A 24540-nucleotide genomic window follows, 5' to 3' on the forward strand; every position below is an offset into this window, starting at 1 on the left:
AAGGATTCACGATGACCGTTCGCAGCTATGTCCATTTCATCGACGGGGCCGAGCGTCCCGGCGCCTCTGGCGAGACGATCCGCCGCCATTCGCCCGCCCATGGCGCGGCGCTGGCCGATTTCGCCGCCGGCACGGCCGAGGATCTGGACGCCGCCGTCCGCGCTGCGCGCGAGGCTTTCGAGCATGGTCCCTGGCGGCAGATGGCCGCCACGCAGAAATCGGCCATCCTGAACGCCTGGGGCGACCTGATCGCCGCCGACCTGGAGCGGCTGGCGGTCATCGAGGCCGAGGAATCCGGCAAGCCGATCCGTTTCGCCCGCGGTGAGATCGAGCACTCCGTATCCATGCTGCGCTATGCCGCCGCGCTGGGTCTGCAGCTGCATGGCGAGGCGTTCGAGAATGTCGGCCCGCAGGCGCTGGGCCTGGTCAGCCGCGAGCCGCGCGGTGTGGTCGGCATGATCGTGCCCTGGAACTTTCCCATGGTCACGCTGTTCCAGAAGCTGCCCTATGCGCTGGCGGCAGGCTGCTCGGTGGTGGTCAAGCCCTCGGAACTGACCTCGGGCACCGCGCTGGAGGTGGCGAAACTGGCCATCCGCGCCGGGTTGCCGAAGGGTGTCTACAACGTCGTGACGGGAACGGGCGGCGTCGTGGGCGAGGCGATGACCCGCCACCCCGAGGTGGACATGATCTCCTTCACCGGTTCGACGAAGGTGGGCAAGGCCATTGCCCGCACCTGTGCCGACAGCGTCAAGCGCGTCGCGCTGGAACTGGGCGGCAAGGCTGCGAACGTCGTCTTTGCCGATGCCGATCTGGATGCGGCTGTCGATGGCGTGCTGTTCGGCTATGTCCTGAACCAGGGCGAGGAATGCGTCTGCGGTGCCCGCCTGCTGATCGAGGAATCCGTGGCCGATGCGTTCGTCTCGCGCCTTGTCGAGCGCACCCGCAAGATCCGCACCGGCCTGCCGCTGGACGAGGATGCCGACCAGGCCGCGATGATCCATCAGGCGCAGTTCGACCAGGTGATGAACTACCTGGAAATCGGCAAGGCCGAGGGGGCGACCGTTGCCGTCGGCGGCAGCCGTGCAGATCAGGGCGCGCTCGCTAAGGGCTATTTCGTCATGCCGACGATCTTCACCAATGTGACCCCGGACATGCGTATCTTCCGCGAGGAAATCTTTGGACCCGTGCTGACCGTGACCACTTTCAGGACGGTGGACGAGGCGGTGGCGCTGGCCAACGACACGGTCTATGGTCTCGGCAACGGGCTTTGGACCAAGGATCTGGACAAGGCGATCCTGATCTCGCGCCGGCTGCGCTCGGGCACGGTCTTCGTGAACACCTTCCTGGAAACCTCGGTGCAGATGCCCTTCGGCGGCTTCAAGCAATCGGGCATCGGTCGCGAGAATGGCATCGACGGCCTTCTGGAATATACCGAGGTCAAGTCGACCTTCATCAAGCTGGGCGAGCGCAATGCGGTCTTGCCCCATACGGTATGACCGGGTGAGGGGATGCATCTGGGCCGATTGGCCAAGCGTCCTCGCAGCACCGTTGCGGGGGCACCTTCTACAACATGAGAGGCGGCATAGCCATCGTCATTCCTGATTCCACTTCCATACGTGTCAAGCACGATTCGATCGGGAGCGGGGAAGTTCCCGCACCCGCATACTCGGGTGTCCATACCCTGCGTGCGGTCGAGAACTTGCCGATTGCCGGTAAGACGCCCTCGATCACGTCCGACCTGATCGTCGCGATGGCCGCGATCAAGGAGGCAGCGGCCCATGCGAACTGCGACCTCGGCTTGCCGGACTCGACTTGGCCGATACAATTCTTGCTGCCTGCCGAGCGGCCCCATCTCGGCTACCGCAACATGGGCCGCAGACCCGTCGAAACCGTCCTGTTGTTCGGTAGCCAAGAAGGTTAAGAGGACACGTGATGGGACTGGCCCTGCAAGCCCGCGGCCTTGCGCAATGGCGCGCCACACTATTCATCCGCACAGGCGGAGCGCGTTCGCCAATGCTTATGCTTCCTGTCGGCGGCGCAACGCAGACAGCACTTGATCGGCCCCATCGTCGATCGCCCGCATGATGGCAGCGCTGGCCGCGAGGGAATCGCGTGCGCGAAGGGCCTGGACAAGATGGGTGTAATTCTGGTGATCCTCGCCGGCGGCGCCGATACTGCGGGGCAGATAGGCAAAGCCAGGCCCGGCTCGTAGCCAGAGTGTCTCGATGAGTTGAAGCAGCACTGGCATCCCGGCAGCCGCGTAAAGGGTGAAGCGCAACTCCTTGTTGGCTTTCAGGGCCAGATGCAGATCCGGTGCGTGACGCAAGTCGGTATAGGCGGCGATCTGTGCTTCCAGCCGGGCGATGCCCTCATCGGCGATTCGCTGCGTTGCCATTTCGGCTGCCAGCCCCTCGACACGCTTGCGGATCAGCCTGATTTCCTCGTGCCGCTCCTCGGTCAGTTCTGGAACCCGGAAGGAGGACGCCGGCTCGGCTGCAAGAATGCCCGAAGCCGCAAAACGCACAAGCGCTTCGCGCGCCGGGGTGATCGACGTTCCCAGCCTGTCGGCCAGTTCCTTCGTCACAAGCCGCGTGCCGGGTGCGAGCCTGCCTTCGACCAATGCGTCGCGGATCTGCGCCTCGACATGCGAAACCAGGCTGCGGCGGGGCACCTGTTCAAATGCTTCAAAATCCAATGCCATTCCTCGCGTGACACAATGCACATCCTATCAACACAAGCGTAGAAGTCGCATGCCGAATGACAATATATGATATATTTTCACTTGCGCAAAGGCGATTCCGCCGGAATGATGGTCAGGCAAGGGGTGGCCCACCAACAGGAGAAAACTGATGCGTCTTCTTTCCGCTCTGACACTCGGGGTCGCGCTTGCGATCCCTGCGATCCCCGCTCTTGCACAGGACACGGAACTGGTCATCGGCCGCGCCGTCTCGACCAATGCGATGGACCCGGGCTTCATGCGCGAGGCCGCGACCATCGTGGACAACATCTTCGACACGCTGGTCATGCGCGACAAGCAGATGAACCTTGTCCCCGGCCTGGCCACCGAATGGCGCGCTGTCGATGATCTGACCTGGGAATTCAAGCTGCGGGAAGGCGTCACCTTCCACAATGGCGAGCCCTTCGATGCCGAGGCGGTCAAGTTCACCCTCGACCGCGTGCTGGACCCTGCGGCGAACTCGCCGGCGATATCCTATATCCGCACCGTCGCGTCGGTCGAGGTGGTGGATCCGCTGACCGTGCGCATCACGACGTCGGCGCCCGATCCCCTGCTGCCGACCCGGATGAGCCGCTATCCCGCCTACATCGTGCCGCCGAAATACGTAGCGGAGATGGGCGATGCCAAGTTCGCCTCGCAGCCGGTGGGAACCGGCGCCTACCAGTTCGTGGAATTCGTGCCCGATGAGCGGGTGGTGCTGGCGGCCAACGAGAACTACTGGCGCGGCAAGCCGGCGCTGGACGAAGTGACCTGGCGCCCGATTCCCGATAGCACCGCCCGCATCACCGCGCTCGTCACCGGCGAGGTGGACCTGATCGAGGACGTGCCGGTGGATCTGGCGCCGATGCTGACCGCCTCTCCCGATGTGGAGCTTGTCCAGGTCAAGGATGGCGGCCTGACGATCTATCTTGGCTTGCGCATGGACAAGGAGCCACTGGATGACGTGAAGGTGCGTCAGGCACTGAATCACGCGATCGACCGCCAGGGGATCACCGACAACCTGCTGCAAGGCATGGCAACTCCGGTCGGAGGTCAGGTCGGCAAAAGCGATTTCGGCTATCTTGACCTGCCGGTCCCCGCCTACGACCCCGAGCTTTCGCGCAAGCTGCTGGCCGAAGCGGGCCTTCCCGACGGTTTCGAGATCACCATGCAATCCTCAACCCGTTATATGAAGAACAACGAGGTGGCGCAGGCCATTGCCCAGCAGCTTGGCGATGTCGGCGTCAAGGTGAACCAGCAGGTGCTGGAATGGTCGGTCTATACGCAGAAGCAGCCCTTCGACGGCCCGATCTACATGCTGGGCTGGGGCTCGACGCAGACGCTGGATGCCGATGCAGCGATCTATGCCATCATGCGCTCGGGCGAGCCCTATTCCGGCGCGGCCTTGCCTGAACTGGACCGGCTCTTGGACGAAAGCCGACAGGTCGTCGATCCTGCCGCGCGCGAAAAAGTGCTGCACGAGGTGCAGGAACTTGCCGCGAGGGAAGTGCCGCTGATCTCGCTTTACCGCGAGGACGCACTGCTGGGCCGTGCGTCGGACGTGCATTTCGAGGGCCGCCCGGATGCCCGCATCGTCCTGTTCGACATCACGAAGGACTGACGGGATGTGGACCGGGGCAAGGCTGCGGGGAAACGAGGATGCCGTGTTTGCGGTGCTTTTGATCGTCGCGGTCGTGACGGTCAGCATCCTTGTGCCGCTGTTCTGGCCCCTGGACCCGCTGCGCGGCACCCTGACCGCCACGTTCAAGCCTCCGATGACGGTGACCGAGGCGGGGCTGCATCCGCTTGGCACCGACCAGCTTGGCCGGGATCTGTTGGCCCGGCTGGGCTTGGGCACGCTGATCTCGCTGGGGATCGTGCTCGCCTCGGCCGCGATCTCGGTCGTTCTGGGCACGATCCTGGGCATGGTTGCGGGTTATTTCGGCGGCTGGGTGGACGTGCTGATCATGCGGCTGGTGGACATCCAGCTGGCGATTCCCTTCATCCTTCTGATCTTGCTGTTCGTGGCGATCCTTGGGCCAAGCATCGCCAACCTGGTGGCGATCCTGGGGCTGACGGGTTGGGCGGTGTTCGCGCGCGTCGCGCGGGGGCAGACCCTGGCGGTGCGCGAACTGGAATATGTCGAGGCCGCCCGCGCCATCGGCCAGAGCGATGGCACGATCATCCTCCGCCATGTCCTGCCCAATATCGTTGCCCCGCTGACCGTGCTGCTGACGCTGGACCTGCCGCGCCTCATCATCCTTGAGGCCTCGGTGGGCTTTCTGGGCCTCGGCGTGCAGCCGCCCTGGCCCACGCTTGGCAACCTGATCGGCGAGGGGCGATCCTTCATCCTGATTGCCGACTGGCTGGTGCTGTATCCTGGCCTGATGATCGGGGCGGTGGTGGTCGGCTGCAACCTGCTTGGCGACTGGCTGGTCCGCCGGGCCGATATGAAGATGTCGTAACTGCCATGAAGGGTCTGCGCTTTCTGCTTTCGCGTGCGCTTCAGGGGTTGGTGGTGATGCTGGGCGTGTCGGCGCTGGTCTTTTTCGCGCTGTTCCTGACCGGCGATCCCGCCGCGCTGATGATGTCGCCCGACGCCAGCCAAGCCGAGATCGAAGCGTTTCGCCGGGCCATGGGCTTCGACGATCCGATCTGGCTGCAGTATCTGCGTTTTCTCGGCAATCTGCTTCAAGGCGATCTGGGCCTGTCGCTGCGCTATCAGCGGCCGGCGACCGATCTCTTGTGGGAGCGCCTGCCGGCGACCGCGCTTTTGGCCCTTTCGGCGCTCATCTGGTCCTCGGCCATTGGCATGGTGCTGGGGGTCGTCTCGGCCGTGCGCAAGAATTCGGGGCTGGATTTCGTCATTCGCGTCATCGCCCTGCTGGGGCAGGCGGTGCCGGTCTTCTGGCTTGCGCTGCTGATGATCCTGCTCTTCTCGCTGCGCCTGCGGTGGCTGCCCTCGTCGGGGATGGGGGGCTGGCAGCATCTGGTCATGCCGTCCATCGCGCTGGGAGCCTATTATGTGTCGGCCATGACCCGGCTGGTCCGCGCCTCGCTGATCGAGGTGCTGGGCCAGAACTATATCCGAACCGCCCGCGCCAAGGGGCTTGGCCAGTGGCGGATCGTCGTGCGGCACGGGTTGCGCAATGCCATGATCCCGGTGATCACCGTGCAGGGCATGTATTTCGCGGCGCTTCTGGGCGGGGCGCTGGTGACCGAGATCGTCTTTGCCTGGCCGGGCATCGGAAGGCTGGCGGTCGAGGCGATCCAGAACCGCGATTTCCCCGTCGTGCAGGCGGTGGTGCTGTTCACCGCCGCCGTTTTCGTCATAGCCAATTTCCTGGTCGATATTGCCTATACCTGGCTCAACCCCCGGATCCGGCTGTGAGCGCGCTGGATGATGCCCTTGCCCTGACGGCGCGCTGGTGCGCGATCCCATCGCACGCCGGCGATCCCGCCAGCCAGATGCGGCAGGCCCGCGAGTTGCGATCCTGGCTGTCCGGCGAACTGGGCGCGGCGCTGCTGTCCTCTTCTCCGTCCGAAACCGAGCCGGCACCGGTGATCCATGCGCGGATCGACAGCGGCTCGGCCCGCACGGTGCTGCTTTACAACATGTACGACGTCATGCCCGCCACGCCCGAGGGCTGGCTGCACGACCCCTGGGCGGGCGGCATCGCGGATATGCCCGGTATCGGCCGTGCCTTCGTCGCGCGTGGGGCCGAGAACAACAAGGGGCCGCTGGCCGGCATGCTGATCGCGCTGCGCGACCTGAAGCGCTCCGGCCGGCTGCGCGTCAATGTCGAAATCCTGCTGGACGGGCAGGAAGAGCGCGCCTCGCCCGCGTTGCGCCGCTGGCTGGCGGCGCCGGACTGCCCGCTGCGACCTTCGGCAGGGGCGTTGTTCCCGTCCTTCTGCGAATATGGCGGCGGGCCGCCCCGGCTGTACCTGGGGTTTTCCGGCATGGCCAAGGGCAGGCTGGAGGTGGCTGCGGGGGGCTGGGGCGGCCCTGCGCGGGCCATCCATTCCTCGAATGCGCCATGGATCGCCAATCCCGCACGGGTTCTGGTCGATGTGCTGGCAAGGATCGGCGGACCCGAGACCGGAGAGCTTGCGCAGATAGATCTGGATGCCGATGCGGCGCGCGTGGTCGCGGCGCTGGCGCGGGATTTCGATCCTGCGGCCGAACTGCGCTTCCGGCATGCAGCCTGTTTCGCCCGGCCCCGATACGGCTGCCTCGATCCCGAGGCTTTGTTGCGCCATGTCCTGACCACGGCTTCCTTCAACATCGCTGTGCTGGCGACCGATCCCGTAGCCGGCGACGCGGTCATCCCTGCCGCGGCCACGGCCGCGTTCGATCTGCGCGCCCCGCCCAGCCTTGCACCGGATGCACTTGTCGCGGGCATTCGCGACCTGCTGGCCGCCGAGCCTGCCTTTGCCGGGGCTGCGCTGTGCGTTGATGACAGCTATCCGGGCGCGCGGGTTCTCGAGTCCGCTGCCGGCGTCCGCGCCCTGCACGATGCCTATGCCGGTGGTCCGGCGCCGCAGGTCTGGCCCTGGGCGATCGGCGCCGCGCCGGCCTATGCCTTCGGCCGCCATACCGAAAGCTTCCTGATCGGTGGCTCGGGGCGGGGCGGCAATGCGCATGGCGTCAACGAGTTCCTGCATATCGAGGGGTTTGGCCGTTTCATCGCCTCGGTCTCGGCATGGATCCAAGGGATGGCGGCATGATCTGGCTGGGACGCAAGGATCTGCTTCGCGCCGGCGCGCTGGACTGGCAGGCCGCGCTGGACGATGTGGCCGAGGCTGTGCGGCTGTTGCGTCGGGGCGATGCGGAGATGGTTGCCGAATCCGTGCTGCCGCTTGGCGATGATCCGCGCGCCAAGGCATACGGGCTTCCGGCCCGGCTTGGGGGCCGCTTTGCCGCCGCCGGGATCAAATGGACCGTGCATCGGCCCGCGGCACCCGAGGACGGCGAGGCCATCACGTCGACCACGTTGATCGAGGATCTGGCCACCGCCCGGCCCTTGGGCATGGTGGAAGCGGCGCTGCTGACGCGGGTGCGGACGGCCGCCGTTTCGGCCCATGTGCTGCGCGCATTGCGGCCCGGTCTGCGGCGGATCGCCTTGCTGGGCGCGGGTGCGCAGGCGCGGGCGCATCTCGCCATGCTGCGCGCCCTGTTCCCGGACCTTGAGCGGATCGCGGTCTGGAGCCGCTTGGGTCGCGAGGTCGAGCGGCTGGGAGCGGGGATCACCGTCCATCCAGATCACGAGCAGGCCATCGCGAATGCCGAGGCGGTGCTGATGTGCAGTTCCGCGCCTCAGCCCTTCCTTGGTCCCGAAGCGGCGACCGGCGGCCGGCTGGTCCTTCAGATAGGCTTTCACGAGATGAGCTTCGCGGGCATCGCCGCCTTTGACCGGGTGACTTGCGACCTGTGGGGCGAGTTCGCCCGGACCAGTGCCAAGAGCCTGTTCCAGATGTATCGGGCGGGGCTTTTCGATCCCGCACAGGTCGCGGCCGACCTGCCGGCCATCCTTTGCGACGACTGGCGGCCCGCGCCGGGCGAGTCGGTCTATTTTTCGAGCTTCGGGCTGAACATCTTCGACATCGCGCTGGCGGCGCGGCTGCTGCGCGCCGCGTCGGGGCAGGGGATCGGCACGCGCCTGCCCGGCTGATCCCGCTCAGGCGGCCTGCCATTCCGGGCCGGCAACCTGCACCTGATGGCCGGGCGAGACCTCGCGCCATTCGCGGGCCGGGGGCTGATAACCCACCGGATGCAAGGGGCTTTTCAACTCGCGCAACTCACCGGCGGGTCGGTTGCCGCGAAGGGCGGGGTCGGGTACCGGGATCGCCTGGAGCAGTCGCTGGGTATAGGGATGCGCGGGGGCTCCAAAGATCGCCTCGCGAGGGCCGATCTCGACGATCTCGCCCAGATACATCACGCCGACGCGGTGGCTGATCCGTTCGACCACCGCCATGTCATGGCTGATGAACAGATAGGACAGGCCAAGCTCGGCCTGAAGATCCAGCATCAGGTTCACCACCTGCGCCTTGACGGTCACGTCCAGCGCGGACACCGCCTCGTCCGCGACGATCAGCTTCGGCGCGATGCCAAGGGCGCGGGCGATGCAGATGCGCTGCCGTTGCCCGCCCGAGAACTCGTTCGGGAAACGCCGCGCCATGTCGGGGGAAAGCCCGACCTGCGTCAGCAGGTCCGCGACCCTGTCCTTCAGTTCCGATCCTCGCGCCAGGCCATGCGTCACCATCGGCTCGGCAATGGCATCGCCGACCCGGCGACGGGGATCGAGGCTGGCGAAGGGGTCCTGGAAGATCATCTGCATCTGCCGCCGCATTCGGCGCAGGGCCGGGCGGTCAAGCTCCAGCAGCTCGGTCCCGTCCAGTCTTACCGAGCCCGAGAAGGGCTGCGTCAGCCGCAGGATCGAGCGCCCGGTCGAGGATTTGCCGCAACCGGATTCGCCCACCAGGGCCAGCGTCTCTCCCTGCCGGATGTCGAAAGAGACGTTCTCGACCGCATGAACGCGCGCCTGCGTCCGGCCCGGGAGGTCCGTGCCGGCATCATAGCGGGTGGTCAGCCCGCGCACCTCGAGCAGCGGCGCCGTGCCGCGCAGGGTGTCGGGCAATTCGGTTCCGGGACTGGCCGCGCCGGTTGCCGCATCGACCAGCGGGAATCGCGCCGGCCGGCCGGTTCCGGCCATCGAGCCGAGCCGGGGCACGGCTGCCAGAAGCGCGCGGGTATAAGGCTGCTGCGGATGGGCAAAGATTTCGGCGGTCAGCCCCTGTTCGACCGCATCGCCGCGCAGCATGACCAGCGTGCGATCCGCCACCTCGGCCACGACGCCCATGTCATGGGTGATGAACAGCACCGCCATCTGCTCTTCGGCCTGCAATTCGCGGATCAGCTCCAGGATTTGCGCCTGCACCGTCACGTCCAGCGCGGTGGTCGGCTCGTCCGCGATCAGCAGGCGCGGCCGGCAGGCCAGGGCCATGGCGATCATGAAGCGCTGCCGCATCCCGCCCGAGGACTGGTGCGGATATTCCAGCATTCGCCGCTTGGCCGCCGGGATGCGCACCCGCTCCAGCAGTCGAACGGTTTCCGCCATGGCCTTCTGCCGGTCCATGCCGCGATGGGTCGTCAGAACCTCGGCGATCTGCTCGCCGATCTTCATCGACGGATTCAGCGAGGTCATCGGTTCCTGGAAGATCATCGCGACCCGGTCGCCCCGGATGCGGCGCATCGCGCCTTCGGAAAGGGACAGCAGGTCGCGCCCCTCCAGCCGGACCGAGCCGGTGATCCTGCTGGCGGCCGGGTCCAGCAACCGCATCACCGCCAGCGAGGTCACGCTTTTGCCCGAGCCGCTTTCGCCGACCAGCGCCACCGTTTCGCCGGGGGCGATGTCGAAATCCAGGCCATGCACGACCTCTGTCCAGCCGCGACGGCCGCGAAACGCCACACGCAGGTCGGCGACGGAAAGCACGGGGTCTGTCATCGGCACTCCTCGCGTCTTCTGGCTGTGCTCCGTAGCGATGCGCGCCGAGATGCACGCGATGGCCGGAGCGGCTTGCCAATATCAATATATGATATATCTTCATTCATAACCGAGGCAATGCAAGGTTTTTCCCATCCAGGGGGCATTGCCTTGCCCATGTCCCCGCAAGAGGACGCAATCTGCACAGGAAGATGGCACGATGAAACTTGGAGATGTCCCGAAGATCCCGCTTGCATTCGCACCGACGCCTGTGGAGCGGCTGATGCGGCTGGGCGCGGATCTGGGGATCGAGCTGTTCGTCAAGCGCGACGATTACACCGGCTTCGGCGGCGGCGGGAACAAGGTGCGCAAGCTGGAATACCTGATGGCCGATGCCGTGGCGCGGGGGGTGAAGGTGCTGATCACCACGGGCGGGCACCAGTCGAACCACGCCCGCATGACGGCGGCGGCGGCGCGGCATTTCGGCATGCACCCGGTCCTGGTGCTGCGCGGCAATGAACCGTCCGGCTTTCAGGGGAACCTGTTGCTCGACCGGCTGTTCGGGGCCGAGATCGAGTTTCTGGACCCCGACGCCTATTTCGACCTGATCGGGCCGCGGATGCAGGCCCATGCCGACCGTGCGCGCGAACGGGGGCAGGAACCCTATATCATGCCGGTCGGCGGGGCGACGCCGCTTGGCGCGCTGGGTTATGCCAGCGCGGTGCGCGAGTTGGCCGAGCAATTCGCCGCCCTTGCCCTGCCTGCGCCGGATGTCATCGTCACTGCCGTCGGGTCCGGCGGCACGCTGGCCGGGATCGAGATCGGCCTGACGCAATACTGGCCCGGCACCAAGGCAATCGGCATCGCTGTTTCGGGCTCGGCCGTCCCCTTTCCCGACCGCATCGCGCCGATGGCGACCGAGGGGGCCAAGCTGGTTGGGCTGGACCGGGTGTGGCGGCCCGAGGAGATCCATGTCGAGACCGGCTATTTCGGCGAGGCCTATGCCGTGCCCTCCGAGGCGGGCAATGCCGCGATCAAGCGGCTGGCCATGCAAGAGGGGCTGCTGCTGGACCCGGTCTATACCGGCAAGGGCATGGCGGGCCTTCTGGGGCTGGTCGAGGACGGCACGATTCCGAAGGGGGCGCGGGTGCTGTTCCTGCACACGGGCGGCTCGCCGGCGCTTTATCCCCATGCCGAGCAGCTTGCGAAGCTGTGACCCGGCCATCGTGACGGGGAGGGGGCGCCGCATTTCCGGCACCCCTCGTGCTTCCACGCCTCAGCGGTGGACGAAGGCGCCGGTTCCTTCGACGGCGGGCAGGTCGGGCTCGCCTGCCCATTCGTGCCAACTGCCGGGATGGATGGCGACATTGTCGAAGCCGGCCGAGCGCAGCCCGTAAAGCGTGGTCGCCGCCCGTGCACCCCGGTGGCAATAGGTGACGATGCGCTGGCCCGGCCCAAAGCCCGCCGCCGCGGCGATGCGGCGGATATCGTCGGGGCTGCGATAGCGGCCGTCCTGCAACAGGTCTTCATAGAACAGCAGGTCCGCGCCGGGGATGCGGCCCGCGCGGGCGCAGCAGGCGTGGACATAGCTTCCGTCCCATTCGGCTGGGCGGCGTGCGTCCAGGACATGCAACTCCGGCGCACCCGGCTCCAGCAATTCCTCGGTGGCTGCGACCAGTTCGCTGCGAAAGGCGCCTGCCTGTGCTGGATCGCCGTCGCCGATCCTGCCGGTCGCACCGGCTCCGGCGGCGGTCCCACCGCCCGCCGCGCGCCAGGCAGCCAGCCCGCCGTCGAGAATGCGGCCGCCGTCGAAGCCGCAAAGCTCATGGAACCATAGCCCGCGCGGCGACCGCATCCCCGTTTGCTCTTCGAAGAAAACGACCAGCGGCGCCCGGTCGAGGCCAAGCTGCCGGAACGCCGCGCGGGCGCCGGCCACCATCGCGGCAATGCCCCTCTCGTCGCTGTGGGCGATGAAATAGTCGTAGACGTTCAGGCAGGTGGCGCCGGGAATCGTCGCCTTTGCCCAATCCTCCCTGGGGCGGGTGTCGACGAAGACGGTTCCTTCCGGCGCCGCCAGCGCCTCGGCGGCAAAGATCAGCGGTGATGATCGCATGGCCATGTTCCTCAATAGCAATCCTCGACCGACCAGTGGACGGGAATGTCGGCGACCGAGGCGGTGGGAGGCAGGCCCAGGACGGTTTCCACGATGGCGGCTATGTCTTCGGGCCGGGTCAGTTCGGACATGTCCTGGACGACGCCTGCCGCCATGTCCGTCGCGACAAAGCTGGGACAGATCGCGGTGGTGCGCACGCGATTGTCGCGCCCGCATTGTCGCAGGCCCTGCGCCAGTCCCATCAGCGCGAACTTGGAAATGCCGTAAAGGCCCGAACCTGCCGATTTCACCCGCTTGCCCGACAGCGAGGACATCAGCACGATCCGGCCAGGATGCGGCTTGCCGTCCGGCAGGGCTTCAAGATGCGGCCATGCAAGCCGGGCCAGCCGCATCGGCGATTTCACGTTCACTGCGATCAACTGATCGAATTCCTCGTCGGCGGCCTCCAGCACGGTGGCGCGGCTGTGGATGCCTGCGCTCAGCACCAGCCCATCCAGCCGGCCGAACCGGGCGATGGTTGCGCGGATCCAGGCGCGCTCCGAATCCGGCTCCAGCGCGTCATAGCGGCAGGCAAGGCGCTGCGGCGTGTCAGGGCCTGCCGTCTCGGGACGGCGCAGGCCGAGGCTGACATTCCAGCCCGCCGCCTGCATCCGTTGCGCAATCGCGGCGCCAATCCCGCGCGAGGCGCCGGAAATCATCACGGTTCGCGTCATGCTTTCTTCCATTCGGGTCATCTGCCAGACATATCGTCGCTGCGGGTCGGGGAACTGGCATGTCGCTCGGCCGTCGAGATGGCGTCGCGCATGACGGCGATCGCCGCCCGCTCGCCAGCGGCGTCAAGGATGTTCAGCGGTGCCAGAAGCGAAATCGCGGTCTCCATCCCGCGCAGGTGGTCATTGTTGATCGGCACGGTCAGCGTCAGACTTTCGATGCCCGCGCTGCGGCGGATGCCCCGCATGAAGCCCAGGCGCTGAAACTCGGCTATTTCCGCTTCGATTTGCGGCCGGGTCAGATCCCATTGGGCCAGGCGATCCTCCAGCAGGTCCAGGCAGCGGTCGCGGCTGCGTGCGTCCATCATGCCGAGAATGCAGACACCCGAGATGCCGACCCCCATCGGGATCCGCCCGCCGATGCCCGAGACATAGGGTTGCGCGACGATCTGACCCATCTGGTAATCCAGGCAGATCGTATCCAGCCCTGAACGCACCATGAGATAGGTCGAGAATTGGGTGCGCCCGGTGATGTCGATGAGGGCCGGGCGATATGTGGCGACGATCTCGTTCACGCCAAGGCTGCGATGAGCCAGCGCATAGGTGGCCGGCCCCAGCATGTAATTGCCGCGATTGCCGTTTTGCACGACCAGCCCGTATTCGGCCAATGCCACCAGTGTCCGGTGGACCGAGGATTTCGCCTCGCCCGTGGCGGCTGCCAGGGCCGCCAGCGCCATGCCCTTGCGGTCGGCCTGTCCCAGCAGGATCAGGATTTCCGCCGCCCGCCCGGCATTCGAAGAGGATTGTCTGGCCAAATGTCGCTCCAGCTGAGGTCTGCCCGCCATCCGGGTTTGGCCGGAACGGCGGGCAAGTCAAGCATTGCGCCTCTATGCAAAGCGTTTTTCCCGCAAGTCCCGCACGCGGGATGTCGCATCACGCAGGGCCGGGTCGCCATAGCCGCCCGCGCCGGGGGTCACGATCTCGAGAATGTCGCCCGGCGCCAGGTCCACGGACGCGCGCTCGAACCCGCTGCGCGCGCCGTTCAGGGTGAAATAGCCGCTGGCGCCCGGATTGCCGCCGTCCAGCCCCCAGGGCTGCGAAGTCAGGCGTGCGCCCATCACCTGCACGCGGCAGGGCTTTTCGGCGCGATAGACGCGGCGCAGGCCCATGCCGCCGACGAATTGCCCGTTCCCGCCCGAGCCGTCCACCAGTTCATAGCGCCGGAGCGTGATGGGATATTCGTTCTCGAGCGCCTCGACCGGCAGGTTCGAGGTGTTGGTCATGTGCACATGCACGCCGTCCAGTCCGTCCTTGTTGTGGCGCGCGCCGAACCCGCCGCCGATCGTTTCCAGATAGACCCACAGCGAGCCATCCTGGCGCCGCCCGTCGAAGCTGGCGACCGCGACCGAGCCGTTCGAGGCTGCGGTGACACGGTGGGGCACGACCGGGGCCAGTGCGCCGTGGATCAGGTCCACGACCCGCTGGCAGGCGGTGATGCGGCCATCGACAGCCGCCGGATGGGCGCAGCGCAGCAGCGTGCCTTCGCCGGCCGTGACGGTGATCGGCCGGGCCAGGCCCGCATTCGGCAGGACCGTCGGGTCCACGACGGTCTTGACCGCGTAATAGACCGTCGCCAGCAGTGCGGTATAGACGACGTTCAGGCCGGCGCGGACCTGCGGCGGGCTGGTGAAATCCAGCGCGATCTCGTCGCCCCTGACCTCGATGGTCACAGACATTTCCAATGGCGTCTCCAGCGATTCGCTGTCGAAGACGTCCGAGAAGGCATAGCGCCCGTCGGGGATCGCGCTGATGCCGGCGCGCATCTTGCGCTCGGCGTAGTCCATCAATTCGGAACCTGCGGCCAGCACGGTGTCCAGCCCGTATTTGCCGCAAAGCTCGGTCATGCGAATATTGCCCAGCCGGTTTGCGGCCAACTGTGCCCGAAGGTCCGAGATGCGCTCTGCCGGAACCTGGCAGTTCAGCAGGAACAGGCGCTGTATGTCCTCTTGCAGCTCGCCCCGCCGGTACAGTTTCACGGGCGGAATGCGTAGCCCTTCCTGATAGATATGTGCATGGCCGCGATCCGCGAAATCCGAATGATGCGCGGTGTTGATCGCCCAGGCGACCAGCTTGCCCTCGACGAAGACCGGCTCGGCCAGGACGATGTCGGGCAGGTGGGTGCCTCCCCCCTCATAGGCGTCGTTGCCCATGAACACGTCGCCCGGCTGGATCCCGTCTTGCCCGAAATGGCGCAGGACATAGGGGACGAAGCCGATGAAGCTGCCCAGATGCATGGGGATATGCTCGGCCTGGCACAGCATCCGACCCTCGGCGTCGAACAGCGCTGTCGAACAGTCGCGACGCTCCTTGATATTGGTGGAATAAGAGGCGCGCACCAGCGCCTCGCCCATTTCCTCGACCGTCGAGGCGAAGGCCGAACCGATGACCTCGACGGTGATCGGGTTCAGTTTCACTTGGGGGATCATGTTCACTTGGCTGCCTCCAGGATGAGGTTCAGATAGGGATCGACCGTCGCGGCCATGCCGGGGGGAACGACGCTGGTGGAATCCATCTGGTCGATGATCGCCGGGCCGCGGACGACATTGCCCGGCTTCAGCAATGCGCGGTCGTAAAGAGTGGTCTCGACGAAATCGTGCGCCTCGAGCATCCAGACGGGCCGCGAGCCGGTGACGGCCGCGCTGGCATCGTCGCCTTCCAGCGGCTGGGGCACGAAATCGGCCTTTTGCACCAGCCCGCTGGCGGCGGCGCGGAAAGTGACAAGCTGCATCGGCTCGCCCTCGGCCACGAAACCGTAGAGCTGGCGATGCGCGGCCAGGAAACCCTCGCGGATGGTGTCGAAGGTTGCGGCGTCGACGGGGCCGTCGGGAAGAGCCACGGCTATTTCATAGTTCTGTCCGGCATAGCGCACGTCGACGGCAAGATTCAGGACACGGGCGGGATGCGCGATGCCTTCGGCCTCGAACCAGGCGCGGGCGCGGGCGCGCAGGTCGTCGAAGATCGCCTGGACCTGTTCGGGCGTCGCCTGGTCCAGTCGCATCAGGCTGGTTGCCGAGAAGTCGCTGCGCAGGTCGGTCATCAGCAGCCCCAGCGCGCATAGCACGCCCGGCGTGCGCGGGATCAGCACCCGGCTCATGCCCAGTTCGCGCGCCAGGCGCGCGGCCTGGACCGGCCCCGCCCCGCCGAAAGCCACCAGCGTATAGTCGCGCGGATCATGTCCCCGCTGGACCGAGATCACCCGGATCGCCTTGGCCATGTTGGCGACGACGATGTCGAGGATGCCGTTTGCGGTCTCCAGCATCTCCATGCCCAGCCTGTCGGCCAGCTTCTGGATCGCGGCCACGGACAGGGTGCGGTCGATCTTCATCCGCCCGTTCAGCAGATATTCGGGGTTCTGCGTCTGCAAGACCACATTGGCGTCGGTGACGGTGGGTTCGTCATTGCCTAGCCCATAGCAGGCCGGGCCGGGATTGGCGCCCGCGCTTCTCGGTCCGACCTTCAGAAGCCCGCCGTTGTCGACATAGGCGATCGAACCGCCGCCTGCGCCCACCGTATGGATGTCCAGCATCGGCACCTTCAGGGGATAGCCATGGACCACGGCCTCGTTGACCACGCGGCATTCTCCGCCCGACAGCAGTGCGACGTCGGAACTGGTGCCGCCCATGTCGAAGGTGATCAGGTTGTCGATGCCGGTCATCCGCCCGATGGCCTGCGCGGCGACCACGCCGGTCGAGGGACCGGAAAGCACTGTGCGCACCGGCATTTCCGCCGCCGTGTCGAAGGCGATCACGCCGCCGTTCGACTGCGTCAGTTGCGGCGCGACCTTCAGGCCCAGATCGGTCAGCTTCTTCTTCAGCGCGCGGACATAGCCCTGCATCACCGGGCCCAGATAGGCGTTGACGACCGTGGTGGACAGGCGCTCGTATTCGCGGAACTCGGGCGCGATATCGGAGGAGATCGCGGTAAAGGCGTCAGGGAACTCCTCGGCGATGATCTTGGCCGCACGGCGCTCATGCGCGTCGTTGAGAAAGCTGTAGAGGAAACTGACCGCGACCGATTTGACCCCCTGTGCCTTCAGTTCCCGCACCGCTTCGCGGAAGGCGCCTTCGTCCAGCGCCTCTTCGACCGAGCCGTCGGCGCGCACGCGCTCGGCCACCCCCAGCCTCAGGTCGCGCGTGACCAGGGTTTCGGGCTTGTCGGCTTGCAGGTCATAAAGGTCGGGCCGTTTCTGGCGGCCGATTTCCAGCAAGTCGCGGAAGCCGTCGGTGGTGATGAGGCCGGTCTTGACCCCGCGGCCCTGGATCAGCGCATTGGTGGCAACGGTCGTGCCATGTCCCAGGAAGCTGATGGTCTCGGCGCTGGCAGAAACCTGTTCCAGCCCTTCGGCTACCCCTTGCGTAATGCCGCGCGACGGATCGTCGGGGGTCGATGAGACTTTCCAGATCGTTACCTCGCCCGAGGTGTCATCGAAGAGGCAGACATCCGTGAAGGTGCCGCCCGAATCCACGCCGATACGCCAAGTCATGGGTTTTTTCCTGCATTCGTTGCTAGGCGTTCAGGCGCGGCAGCCCCTCGGCGCCGGCCCGTCTGCCCTGGTTTGACATGGAGCCATATCAGGACAGAGCGCTCGCATGGTCAATCATATTCTTGAATCAGGTATAAAAACTATAATATATTCTGATTACAAGAATTAAATGGATATGAAGTCCAGGAATCTGCCCAAAAGATGAGCAGTACCATGCATTATATTCTGTTAATAAGAATTTATTACAAATTGTCATCTGATAAATGGAATATACTTGACCGAGGAAAAAATGAATCGCTACCCTTCCATCAGTGAAAGCCCGGCGGCACCTCCCATGCGGACCTGTCGAAGGGGCCTTGGAAAACCGCCCTGGCACAGGGGCGACAGCAGGGAAGCAAGGTCATGCAATTGAACAGACGGAACTTGTTGAAGATCGCCACGATGTCGGGCGCGGTGCTGGCGCTTGGCGGGCGTTTCGCCCAGGCGCAAGGGGGGCAGACCCTGCGGGTCGGGCTTTCGACCTATCCGCCACATCTGCGTCCCTGGGTGAATGTCGGCTATTCGGGGCATCTGCTGTGTTCGCTGATCAATCGCACCCTGATCAACTACGACGAGCAGGGGCAGCTGGTGGGCGAACTGGCCGAAAGCTGGGACAACGAGACGCCCGAGACATGGCGCTTTACCCTGCGCGAATCGCATTTCCACGACGGCAGCCCGGTCACGGCGCAGGATGTGGAATGGACCTTCCAGCAGATCCAGGCAGACGGTTCGGGCGCCTATATGTTCGACGCCCTGCGCCCCGTCACCGGCTTCGAGGTCATAGACGAGCGCAATTTCCGCCTGACCACGGATGAACCGCTGGCCACGCTGCCGGCGCTGATGACGTTTCCGTTCCTCTCGATCCTCAAGGCCGGTTCGACCGATGCCGAGGATCAGGGGATCGGCGCCGGTCCCTATCGCATCGCCTATGCGGAAAAGGGCGTCTCGATCGAGTTGGAGCCGAACGAGCATTACTTCAAGCCCGGCCTGCCCACCCTGGCCGGCATCACCATCACGCCCTATGTCGATGAAAGCGCCCGGGTAGCGGCGCTGAACGCGGGCGATGTGGACATGATCGACTATGTGCCCTGGTCGGCCATGGCCGCGATCGAGGCCGATCCGGCTCTGGCTCTGCACAAGGTCGATGCGGGCGCCTTCATGTATCTCAGCTTCAACGGCGGCGGCGTCTTTGCCGATCCGCGCCTGCGGCAGGCGGTGGCCTTCGGCCTGCGTCGCGACGAGTTCGTCAAGTCGATCTTCTTCGGCTTCGGCGCCGAGATGACGGGCCTGCCGCGCGCCGCCGGCAGCCCCTACCGCCATGACGACCAGGCCGCCTTCTGGGGCTATGACCCCGAACGCGCCAAGGCGTTGCTGAAAGAGGCCGGCCACGAGAACGGCTTGACCGTCTCGCTGCTTTCGACGTCGCAATATTCGATGCATCGCGACACGGCGGTGCTGGTGCAGGCGCAACTGGCCGAGATCGGCATCACCGTCAACCTGACAATGCCCGATTGGGCGACGCGGGTGAACCTTGGCAACCAGGGCGCGGGCGATTTCGCGGTGCAGGGCATCGGGCTGGACAACCTCGACCCCGATGCGGTCACGACGCTGGTCGATCCCTCGCTGTCGCCCACTTACCTGCGCAGCCGCAATTTCGAGGTCGAGGGCCTCGGCGAGGCATTGGCGCAGGGGCGCAGCGAGATGGATGAAGCCAAGCGCGTGGATATCTATCGCCGGGCCGACCAGATGGTGCTGGAGGCGACCACCTTCTGCGGCCTGTGCTATCGCGCGACGGGTTTCGCCGCCAAGGCGAGCGTGCAGGATCTCGCCATGTTGCCCGACCAACTGTCTCCGTTCTCCTCGGTGCTGTTCGACAAGCTGAAGCTGGGCTGAACGGCCCAGCGTCCGATAACCAGACGAAAGGCGACCTGATGGGGTGGTTTGTCCGACGATTGGCCCAAAGCCTCGTCATGCTTTGGGTGGTTGTTTCCTTGGTCTTCCTGTCCATCCATTTCGTGCCGGGCGATCCGGCCGAACTGCTGCTGGCGCAGGACGGCGGTTCGCCCGATCCCCTGATGGTGCAGATGCTGCGCGAGCAGCTCGGCCTCGATCGCCCGCTGCCCGAGCAGTATTCCCACAACGTCATGGGGATTCTGAGAGGCGATCTGGGCGCCTCGATGGTCGATGGCAGCTCGGTCGGCCAGGAGGTGATGCGCCGCCTGCCGCGCACGCTGGAACTGATCGCGGCGGCGGGCATCCTCAGCCTCCTGATCGGCATTCCGGCGGGGGTGCTGTCGGCGCTGCGCCCCAGGGGCCGCTTCTCGCGGGGTGCGGCGGTGGTGGCAGGGACGGCGCAGTCGGTGCCGGTCTTCGTGCTGGGCACGCTGCTTGTGGTGCTGTTCGCCCAGGTCCTGGGCTGGCTGCCGGCGGGAGGCTTCGTGCCGTTTTCGCGCGATCCGGGCAAGCATCTGCAACTGCTGGTCCTGCCGGCCGCGACCATCGCCATCGGCCTGTCCGCCATCGTCTTCCGCATCACCAGGGCATCGATGCTGGACGTGCTGCCGCTGGATTTCATCCGCACGGCGCGGGCCAAGGGGGTTCCCGCCCGCCGGGTGATCATCCGCCATGCCCTGCGCAATGCGCTGATGCCGGTCATCACCGTGTTCGCGCTGCAACTGGGCGGCCTCCTGGCCGGCACGGTGCTGGTCGAGACCGTGTTCAACTGGCCCGGCCTGTCGGGAATGCTGGTCGCGGGCGTGAACGCGCGCGACTACCCGGTGGTCACTGGCGTGCTGGTCGTCGTCTCGGCCTTCTATATCGGGCTGAACCTGCTGGTCGACATCATCTACGGCATCACCGACCCGAGGGTGCGCAAATGAAACAGGCTTTCCAAAGCCCATCGGGCATCCTGCTGGCGCTGATCCTGGCCATAGCCTTTATCGGGCCGCTGCTGCCTCTGGCCGATCCTCTGGCCATGGATGTGGCGGCGCGGTTTGGCGGACCCTCGGCAGCGCATCCGCTGGGACAGGACGAGTACGGGCGCGACCTGCTGTCGCGGCTGGTCCACGCGCTGCGCTCGGCCATCCTGATATCGGGAGGCGCGGCGATGATCTCGGCGGTGATCGGTGTCTCGGTCGGCGTGGTCGCGGGGTATGTCCGCGGCTTTTCCGAGGCGCTGTCGATGCGCGTGATGGATGTGATCCTGTGCTTTCCGCCGCTGCTGCTGGCGATGCTGGCCGCGACGCTTTACGGTGCCGGCCCGTCCACGCTGGTGCCGGTGCTGGCGCTGGTCTTCGTGCCCAGCTTCACCCGCGTGGCCCATGCCAGCGTGATGACCGTGCGCGGGCAGGATTACGTCGACGCCACGCGCCTGATGGGTGCATCGGCGACCCGCATCATCTTTCGCACGATCCTGCCCAATATCGTCGGACCGCTGTTCGTGCAGTTCAGCTTCGTCGTGGTGATGTCGGTGATCCTGGAATCCGGCCTGTCGTTCCTGGGCCTTGGCGTGCTGCCGCCACAGCCGTCCCTGGGCATGATGATCGGCACCGCACGCTCGACCTTCGCGCAGGAACCATGGCTGCTGCTGGCGCCCTGCCTGTCGCTGATCGTGCTGGTGCTGGTCCTGAACGCCTTTTGCGACCACCTGCGGCAGCTCTTCGATCCCAGACGGGAATCGGGCGCATGAGCCGCAATCGGGAGAACATGACGGTGACGCAATCCGCAGAACATCCGCTGCTGCAGGTCCAGGGCCTGACCGTGGGCTTTCGCCGCGGCGGCCAATGGAACGATGTTGTCCGCGATGTCGGCTTCTCGGTCAGCGGGGGCGAGACGCTGGCCATCGTCGGTGAATCCGGCTCGGGCAAAAGCGTCACCTCGATGGCGCTGATGCAGCTGCTGCCGCGCGACAATTCGCGCATCTCGGGGCAGGCGCTGTTCCGGGGCATCGACCTGCTGCAATTGGACGAACGCCAGATGGAGCGCATCCGGGGCGACCGGATCTCGATGATCTTCCAGGAGCCGATGACCTCGTTGAACCCGGTGATGACCATCGGCGCGCAGATCGCGGAATCGATCCTGACGCATCGTCGTATCGGCAAGGCCGAGGCCCGCGCCGAGGCGCTGGCGATGATGGATCGCGTGCGCATTCCCTCGGCCAAAAGCCGCTACGACGATTTCCCGCACCAGTTTTCCGGCGGCATGAGGCAGCGGGTCATGATCGCGGCCGCCCTGGCTTGCCAGCCCGATCTGCTGATCGCCGATGAACCGACGACGGCACTGGACGTGACGATCCAGGCGCAGGTCCTGGACCTGATCAAGGAGCTGCAGGCCGAAAGCGGCATGGGAGTGATCTTCATCACCCATGACATGGGCGTCGTGGCCGAGGTCTCGGACCGCACGTTGGTCATGTATCACGGCGACGTAATCGAATCCGGCACGACCGAGCAGATTTTCCGCCACCCTGCCAAGGCTTATACCAGTGCGCTGCTTTCTGCCGTGCCCCGTCTGGGCTCGATGACCGGCAATGCGGTGCCGACGCCCTATCCGGTCTTTGACATCGCCAGCGGCAAACTGCGTGAGCCCGAGCGTCGTTCCAACACGCTGCGCGAGGGGCCGCCCTATCTGTTGCAGGTCAGCGACCTTTCCAAGCGCTTTGCCATCCAGAGCAAGATTCTGAAGCGCACCATCGCCCGCGTTCATGCGGTCGAAGGCGTCAGCTTTACCCTGCGACAGGGAGAGACGCTGTCCATCGTCGGCGAATCCGGTTGCGGGAAATCGACCACCGGCAAGCTGATCACCGGGCTGCACGACCGCGACGAAGGCCGGGTCGTGCTGGCCGGGCGCGAGCTGGGCGCCATCCCGGCGGTCGAACGCGCCCATGACATCCAGATGATCTTCCAGGATCCTTATGCCAGCCTGAACCCCCGCCTGCGCATCGGAGAGGCGATAACCGAGCCGTTGCGCATCCACGGCAAGGCGAGCGCGACCGAGCAACGCGAGATTGCCGCATCGCTGCTGACCCGCGTCGGGTTGCAGCCGGAAATGGCCGGGCGCTATCCGCATGAATTCTCGGGAGGCCAGCGTCAGCGCATCTGCGTCGCGCGGGCCCTGGTGATGAAGCCCAAGGTCATCGTGGCCGATGAGGCGGTTTCGGCGCTGGATGTGACGATGAAGACGCAGGTCGTCAACCTGATGATGGACCTGCAACAGGAAATGGGCTTGGGCTTCGTGTTCATCAGCCATGACATGGCGGTGGTCGAACGCATCAGCCACCGGATCGCGGTGATGTATCTGGGCGAGATCGTCGAGATCGGCCCGCGCGCGGCCATTTTCGAGAATCCGCGCCATCCCTATACGCGGCGGTTGCTGGGCGCGGTTCCGGTGCCCGATCCGGCCCGGCGTCACCAGCGCGGTGCAGCTGTAGTCACCGAACTGCGCAGCCCCGTCCGCCCGCCGGACTATCGTCGCCCCGTCCGGCGCTATCTTGAAATCTCGGACGATCATTTTGTCCTGGACTCCGGGGAAGACTGGCAATGACGCCAGTCCCCATTCTGACGATGCGAGCCAACATCCATGTCCATGCTTTCCATTCCCGTCGCCCCCTTTCCAGGTGACGATACCCTTCCTGCTGCGGTCGATGTGGTGATCGTCGGCGGGGGCATCATCGGAGTCACCACCGCGTTGGAACTGGCCGAACGCGGGATCTCGGTCGCGCTTTGCGAAAAGGGCGTGATCGCGGGTGAACAGTCCAGCCGCAACTGGGGCTGGACGCGGCAGATGGGCCGGGATGAACGCGAATTGCCCCTGTGTATGCATTCGGTCGAGATGTGGTCGCAGATGAACGAACGCATCGGGCGCGACACCGGCTGGCGCCGCACCGGCATCAGCTACCTGTCCTATAACCGCCGCGACCTGAAAGGCTGGCTGGCCTGGGAAGAGATCGGCCGCCGCCACGGGCTGGACGCGCGGATGCTGTCGCAGGCCGAGATCGCCGAAAAGCTGCCGGGCAACAATGGCGGTATCCTGGGCGTGCTGCATACTGCCTCGGACGGGCGGGCCGAACCGTGGATCGCAGTTCCCGCCATCGCCGAGGCCGCGCGCGAAAAGGGCGCCCATATCCTGACCGGCTGCGCGGTGCGGACGGTCGAGACCTCGGCCGGGCGGGTCAGCGCCGTGGTGACCGAACGCGGCACGATCCGTTGCCAGGTGGCGGTCGTCGCCGGGGGGATCTGGTCGCGGCTGTTCCTTGGCAACATGGGGCTGGATTTTCCGCAACTGAAGGTGATCGGCCCGGTGGCCTGCGTAGACGGGGTCGAAGGGCTGACGGACATGCCGGTCGGGGCAGGGGACTTTGCCTATCGCAAGCGGCTGGATGGCGGGTTCACCGTGGCGGTCAGGAACAAGAACCTTGCCCCCCTGACGCCGGATCATTTCCGGCTGCTGACCGAGTTCTTCCCGACCTTCCTGACCACCTGGCGCGAGTTGAGCCTGCGCCTGAACGGGATCTTCCTGCAGGAAGCGCTGATCCGGCGATCCTGGCGAGCGGATGAGGCTACCCCGTTCGAGGCTTGCCGGGTCATGGACCCGCCTGCCGTGCCCGGCTTTACCCGCAAGGCGCTGAAGAATCTCGGCCGTGCCTTTCCGCGCTTCGCGAGTGCCCGCGTCCGCCGCGAATGGGCGGGCGTCATGGACGCGACGCCGGACGCGATCCCCGTCATCAGCCCCGTCCATACCGTCCCCGGCCTGCACGTCGCCTCGGGCTTTTCGGGACACGGCTTCGGCATCGGCCCCGGTGCGGGCCAGTTGATGGCCGACCTGATCACCGGCGAGCCTACCCGCGTCGATGCCAAGGTTTTCGACATCAGCCGCCTGCGCCCGCGCTATGGCGCGACGGCTACCTGACCCGTTTCATGACTTCGGAGGAGGAACCC

General features: G+C 65.8%; 20 protein-coding genes. 13 read left to right on the top strand and 7 right to left on the bottom strand.

Features of this window, described 5'->3' with window-relative positions:
* The first annotated feature begins 11 nt into the window (after window positions 1–11).
* Both E3U25_RS02365 and E3U25_RS02370 read left to right on the top strand, forming a co-directional pair.
* Window positions 12–1496: an aldehyde dehydrogenase family protein gene (locus E3U25_RS02365; RefSeq protein ID WP_116221306.1), complete on the top strand. Its 1485-nt coding sequence runs from the start codon at window positions 12–14 to the stop codon at window positions 1494–1496.
* Window positions 1497–1570: 74 nt separating this feature from the next.
* Window positions 1571–1921: a hypothetical protein gene (locus E3U25_RS02370; RefSeq protein ID WP_116221305.1), complete on the top strand. Its 351-nt coding sequence runs from the start codon at window positions 1571–1573 to the stop codon at window positions 1919–1921.
* A 96-nt stretch (window positions 1922–2017) separates the two neighbouring features.
* Here E3U25_RS02370 and E3U25_RS02375 read toward each other — a convergent pair whose 3' ends face one another.
* On the bottom strand, window positions 2018–2695 hold the full coding sequence (locus E3U25_RS02375; protein WP_208861539.1) for a GntR family transcriptional regulator: 678 nt from the start codon (window positions 2693–2695) through the stop codon (window positions 2018–2020).
* 154 nt (window positions 2696–2849) lie between these two features.
* Here E3U25_RS02375 and E3U25_RS02380 point away from each other — a divergent pair, with 154 nt between their 5' ends.
* From E3U25_RS02380 to E3U25_RS02400, 5 genes are read left to right on the top strand one after another with little or no spacing between them, the layout of a single operon-like run.
* On the top strand, window positions 2850–4337 hold the full coding sequence (locus E3U25_RS02380) for an ABC transporter substrate-binding protein (RefSeq protein ID WP_072463438.1): 1488 nt from the start codon (window positions 2850–2852) through the stop codon (window positions 4335–4337).
* A gap of 4 nt (window positions 4338–4341) precedes the next feature.
* The gene (locus E3U25_RS02385) at window positions 4342–5181 is read left to right on the top strand and encodes an ABC transporter permease (protein WP_116221304.1); all 840 of its coding nucleotides are present in this window, start codon (window positions 4342–4344) and stop codon (window positions 5179–5181) included.
* Between the two features lie 5 nt (window positions 5182–5186).
* The gene (locus E3U25_RS02390) at window positions 5187–6107 is read left to right on the top strand and encodes an ABC transporter permease (RefSeq protein ID WP_036752876.1); all 921 of its coding nucleotides are present in this window, start codon (window positions 5187–5189) and stop codon (window positions 6105–6107) included.
* The gene (locus E3U25_RS02395; RefSeq protein ID WP_116221303.1) at window positions 6104–7447 is read left to right on the top strand and encodes a M20 family metallopeptidase; all 1344 of its coding nucleotides are present in this window, start codon (window positions 6104–6106) and stop codon (window positions 7445–7447) included. The genes E3U25_RS02390 and E3U25_RS02395 overlap by 4 nt, the downstream gene beginning before the upstream one ends.
* Window positions 7444–8391, top strand: coding sequence for an ornithine cyclodeaminase (locus tag E3U25_RS02400; protein WP_116221302.1), 948 nt, complete (start codon window positions 7444–7446; stop codon window positions 8389–8391). Before E3U25_RS02395 ends, E3U25_RS02400 begins: the two co-directional genes overlap by 4 nt.
* Window positions 8392–8397: 6 nt before the next feature.
* On the opposite strand, the gene E3U25_RS02405 is transcribed toward E3U25_RS02400, so the two are convergent.
* Window positions 8398–10224, bottom strand: coding sequence for an ABC transporter ATP-binding protein (locus E3U25_RS02405; RefSeq protein WP_116221301.1), 1827 nt, complete (start codon window positions 10222–10224; stop codon window positions 8398–8400).
* A 199-nt stretch (window positions 10225–10423) separates the two neighbouring features.
* Between E3U25_RS02405 and E3U25_RS02410 the strand changes: the two genes are divergently transcribed.
* A complete protein-coding gene (locus E3U25_RS02410; RefSeq protein ID WP_116221300.1) occupies window positions 10424–11419 on the top strand; it encodes a 1-aminocyclopropane-1-carboxylate deaminase/D-cysteine desulfhydrase in 996 nt (331 codons plus the stop codon).
* Between the two features lie 60 nt (window positions 11420–11479).
* Here the strand turns inward: E3U25_RS02410 and E3U25_RS02415 are convergent, their stop codons facing one another.
* The 5 genes from E3U25_RS02415 to E3U25_RS02435 all read right to left on the bottom strand — a co-directional run bounded on the left by E3U25_RS02415 (window position 11480) and on the right by E3U25_RS02435 (window position 17569).
* Window positions 11480–12316 carry a sulfurtransferase gene (locus E3U25_RS02415; RefSeq protein WP_166435429.1) on the bottom strand — a complete coding sequence of 279 codons (837 nt, stop codon included), beginning with the start codon at window positions 12314–12316 and terminating at the stop codon, window positions 11480–11482.
* 11 nt (window positions 12317–12327) lie between these two features.
* The gene (locus E3U25_RS02420; RefSeq protein ID WP_208021329.1) at window positions 12328–13029 is read right to left on the bottom strand and encodes an SDR family NAD(P)-dependent oxidoreductase; all 702 of its coding nucleotides are present in this window, start codon (window positions 13027–13029) and stop codon (window positions 12328–12330) included.
* A 17-nt stretch (window positions 13030–13046) separates the two neighbouring features.
* Window positions 13047–13841 carry a helix-turn-helix domain-containing protein gene (locus E3U25_RS02425; protein ID WP_166435428.1) on the bottom strand — a complete coding sequence of 265 codons (795 nt, stop codon included), beginning with the start codon at window positions 13839–13841 and terminating at the stop codon, window positions 13047–13049.
* 72 nt (window positions 13842–13913) lie between these two features.
* Window positions 13914–15512: a hydantoinase B/oxoprolinase family protein gene (locus tag E3U25_RS02430; RefSeq protein ID WP_116221297.1), complete on the bottom strand. Its 1599-nt coding sequence runs from the start codon at window positions 15510–15512 to the stop codon at window positions 13914–13916.
* Window positions 15513–15514: 2 nt separating this feature from the next.
* Window positions 15515–17569, bottom strand: coding sequence for a hydantoinase/oxoprolinase family protein (locus E3U25_RS02435; protein WP_116221296.1), 2055 nt, complete (start codon window positions 17567–17569; stop codon window positions 15515–15517).
* Window positions 17570–17971: 402 nt separating this feature from the next.
* Here E3U25_RS02435 and E3U25_RS02440 point away from each other — a divergent pair, with 402 nt between their 5' ends.
* Genes E3U25_RS02440 through E3U25_RS02460 form a run of 5 tightly spaced genes read left to right on the top strand, consistent with a single transcriptional unit; the run spans window position 17972 to window position 24511 of the window.
* Window positions 17972–19501: an ABC transporter substrate-binding protein gene (locus E3U25_RS02440; protein WP_116221295.1), complete on the top strand. Its 1530-nt coding sequence runs from the start codon at window positions 17972–17974 to the stop codon at window positions 19499–19501.
* Between the two features lie 38 nt (window positions 19502–19539).
* Entirely contained in the window at window positions 19540–20487 is a 948-nt protein-coding gene (locus E3U25_RS02445; protein WP_036752900.1) for an ABC transporter permease, read from the top strand.
* A complete protein-coding gene (locus E3U25_RS02450) occupies window positions 20484–21296 on the top strand; it encodes an ABC transporter permease (protein WP_036752903.1) in 813 nt (270 codons plus the stop codon). The genes E3U25_RS02445 and E3U25_RS02450 overlap by 4 nt, the downstream gene beginning before the upstream one ends.
* Window positions 21293–23146, top strand: coding sequence for an ABC transporter ATP-binding protein (locus E3U25_RS02455; protein ID WP_244294996.1), 1854 nt, complete (start codon window positions 21293–21295; stop codon window positions 23144–23146). The genes E3U25_RS02450 and E3U25_RS02455 overlap by 4 nt, the downstream gene beginning before the upstream one ends.
* A gap of 36 nt (window positions 23147–23182) precedes the next feature.
* Entirely contained in the window at window positions 23183–24511 is a 1329-nt protein-coding gene (locus E3U25_RS02460; RefSeq protein ID WP_244294994.1) for an NAD(P)/FAD-dependent oxidoreductase, read from the top strand.
* Window positions 24512–24540 lie beyond the last annotated feature (29 nt).

This window comes from Paracoccus versutus (genome assembly GCF_029909795.1).
Taxonomy (GTDB): Bacteria; Pseudomonadota; Alphaproteobacteria; order Rhodobacterales; family Rhodobacteraceae; genus Paracoccus; species Paracoccus versutus.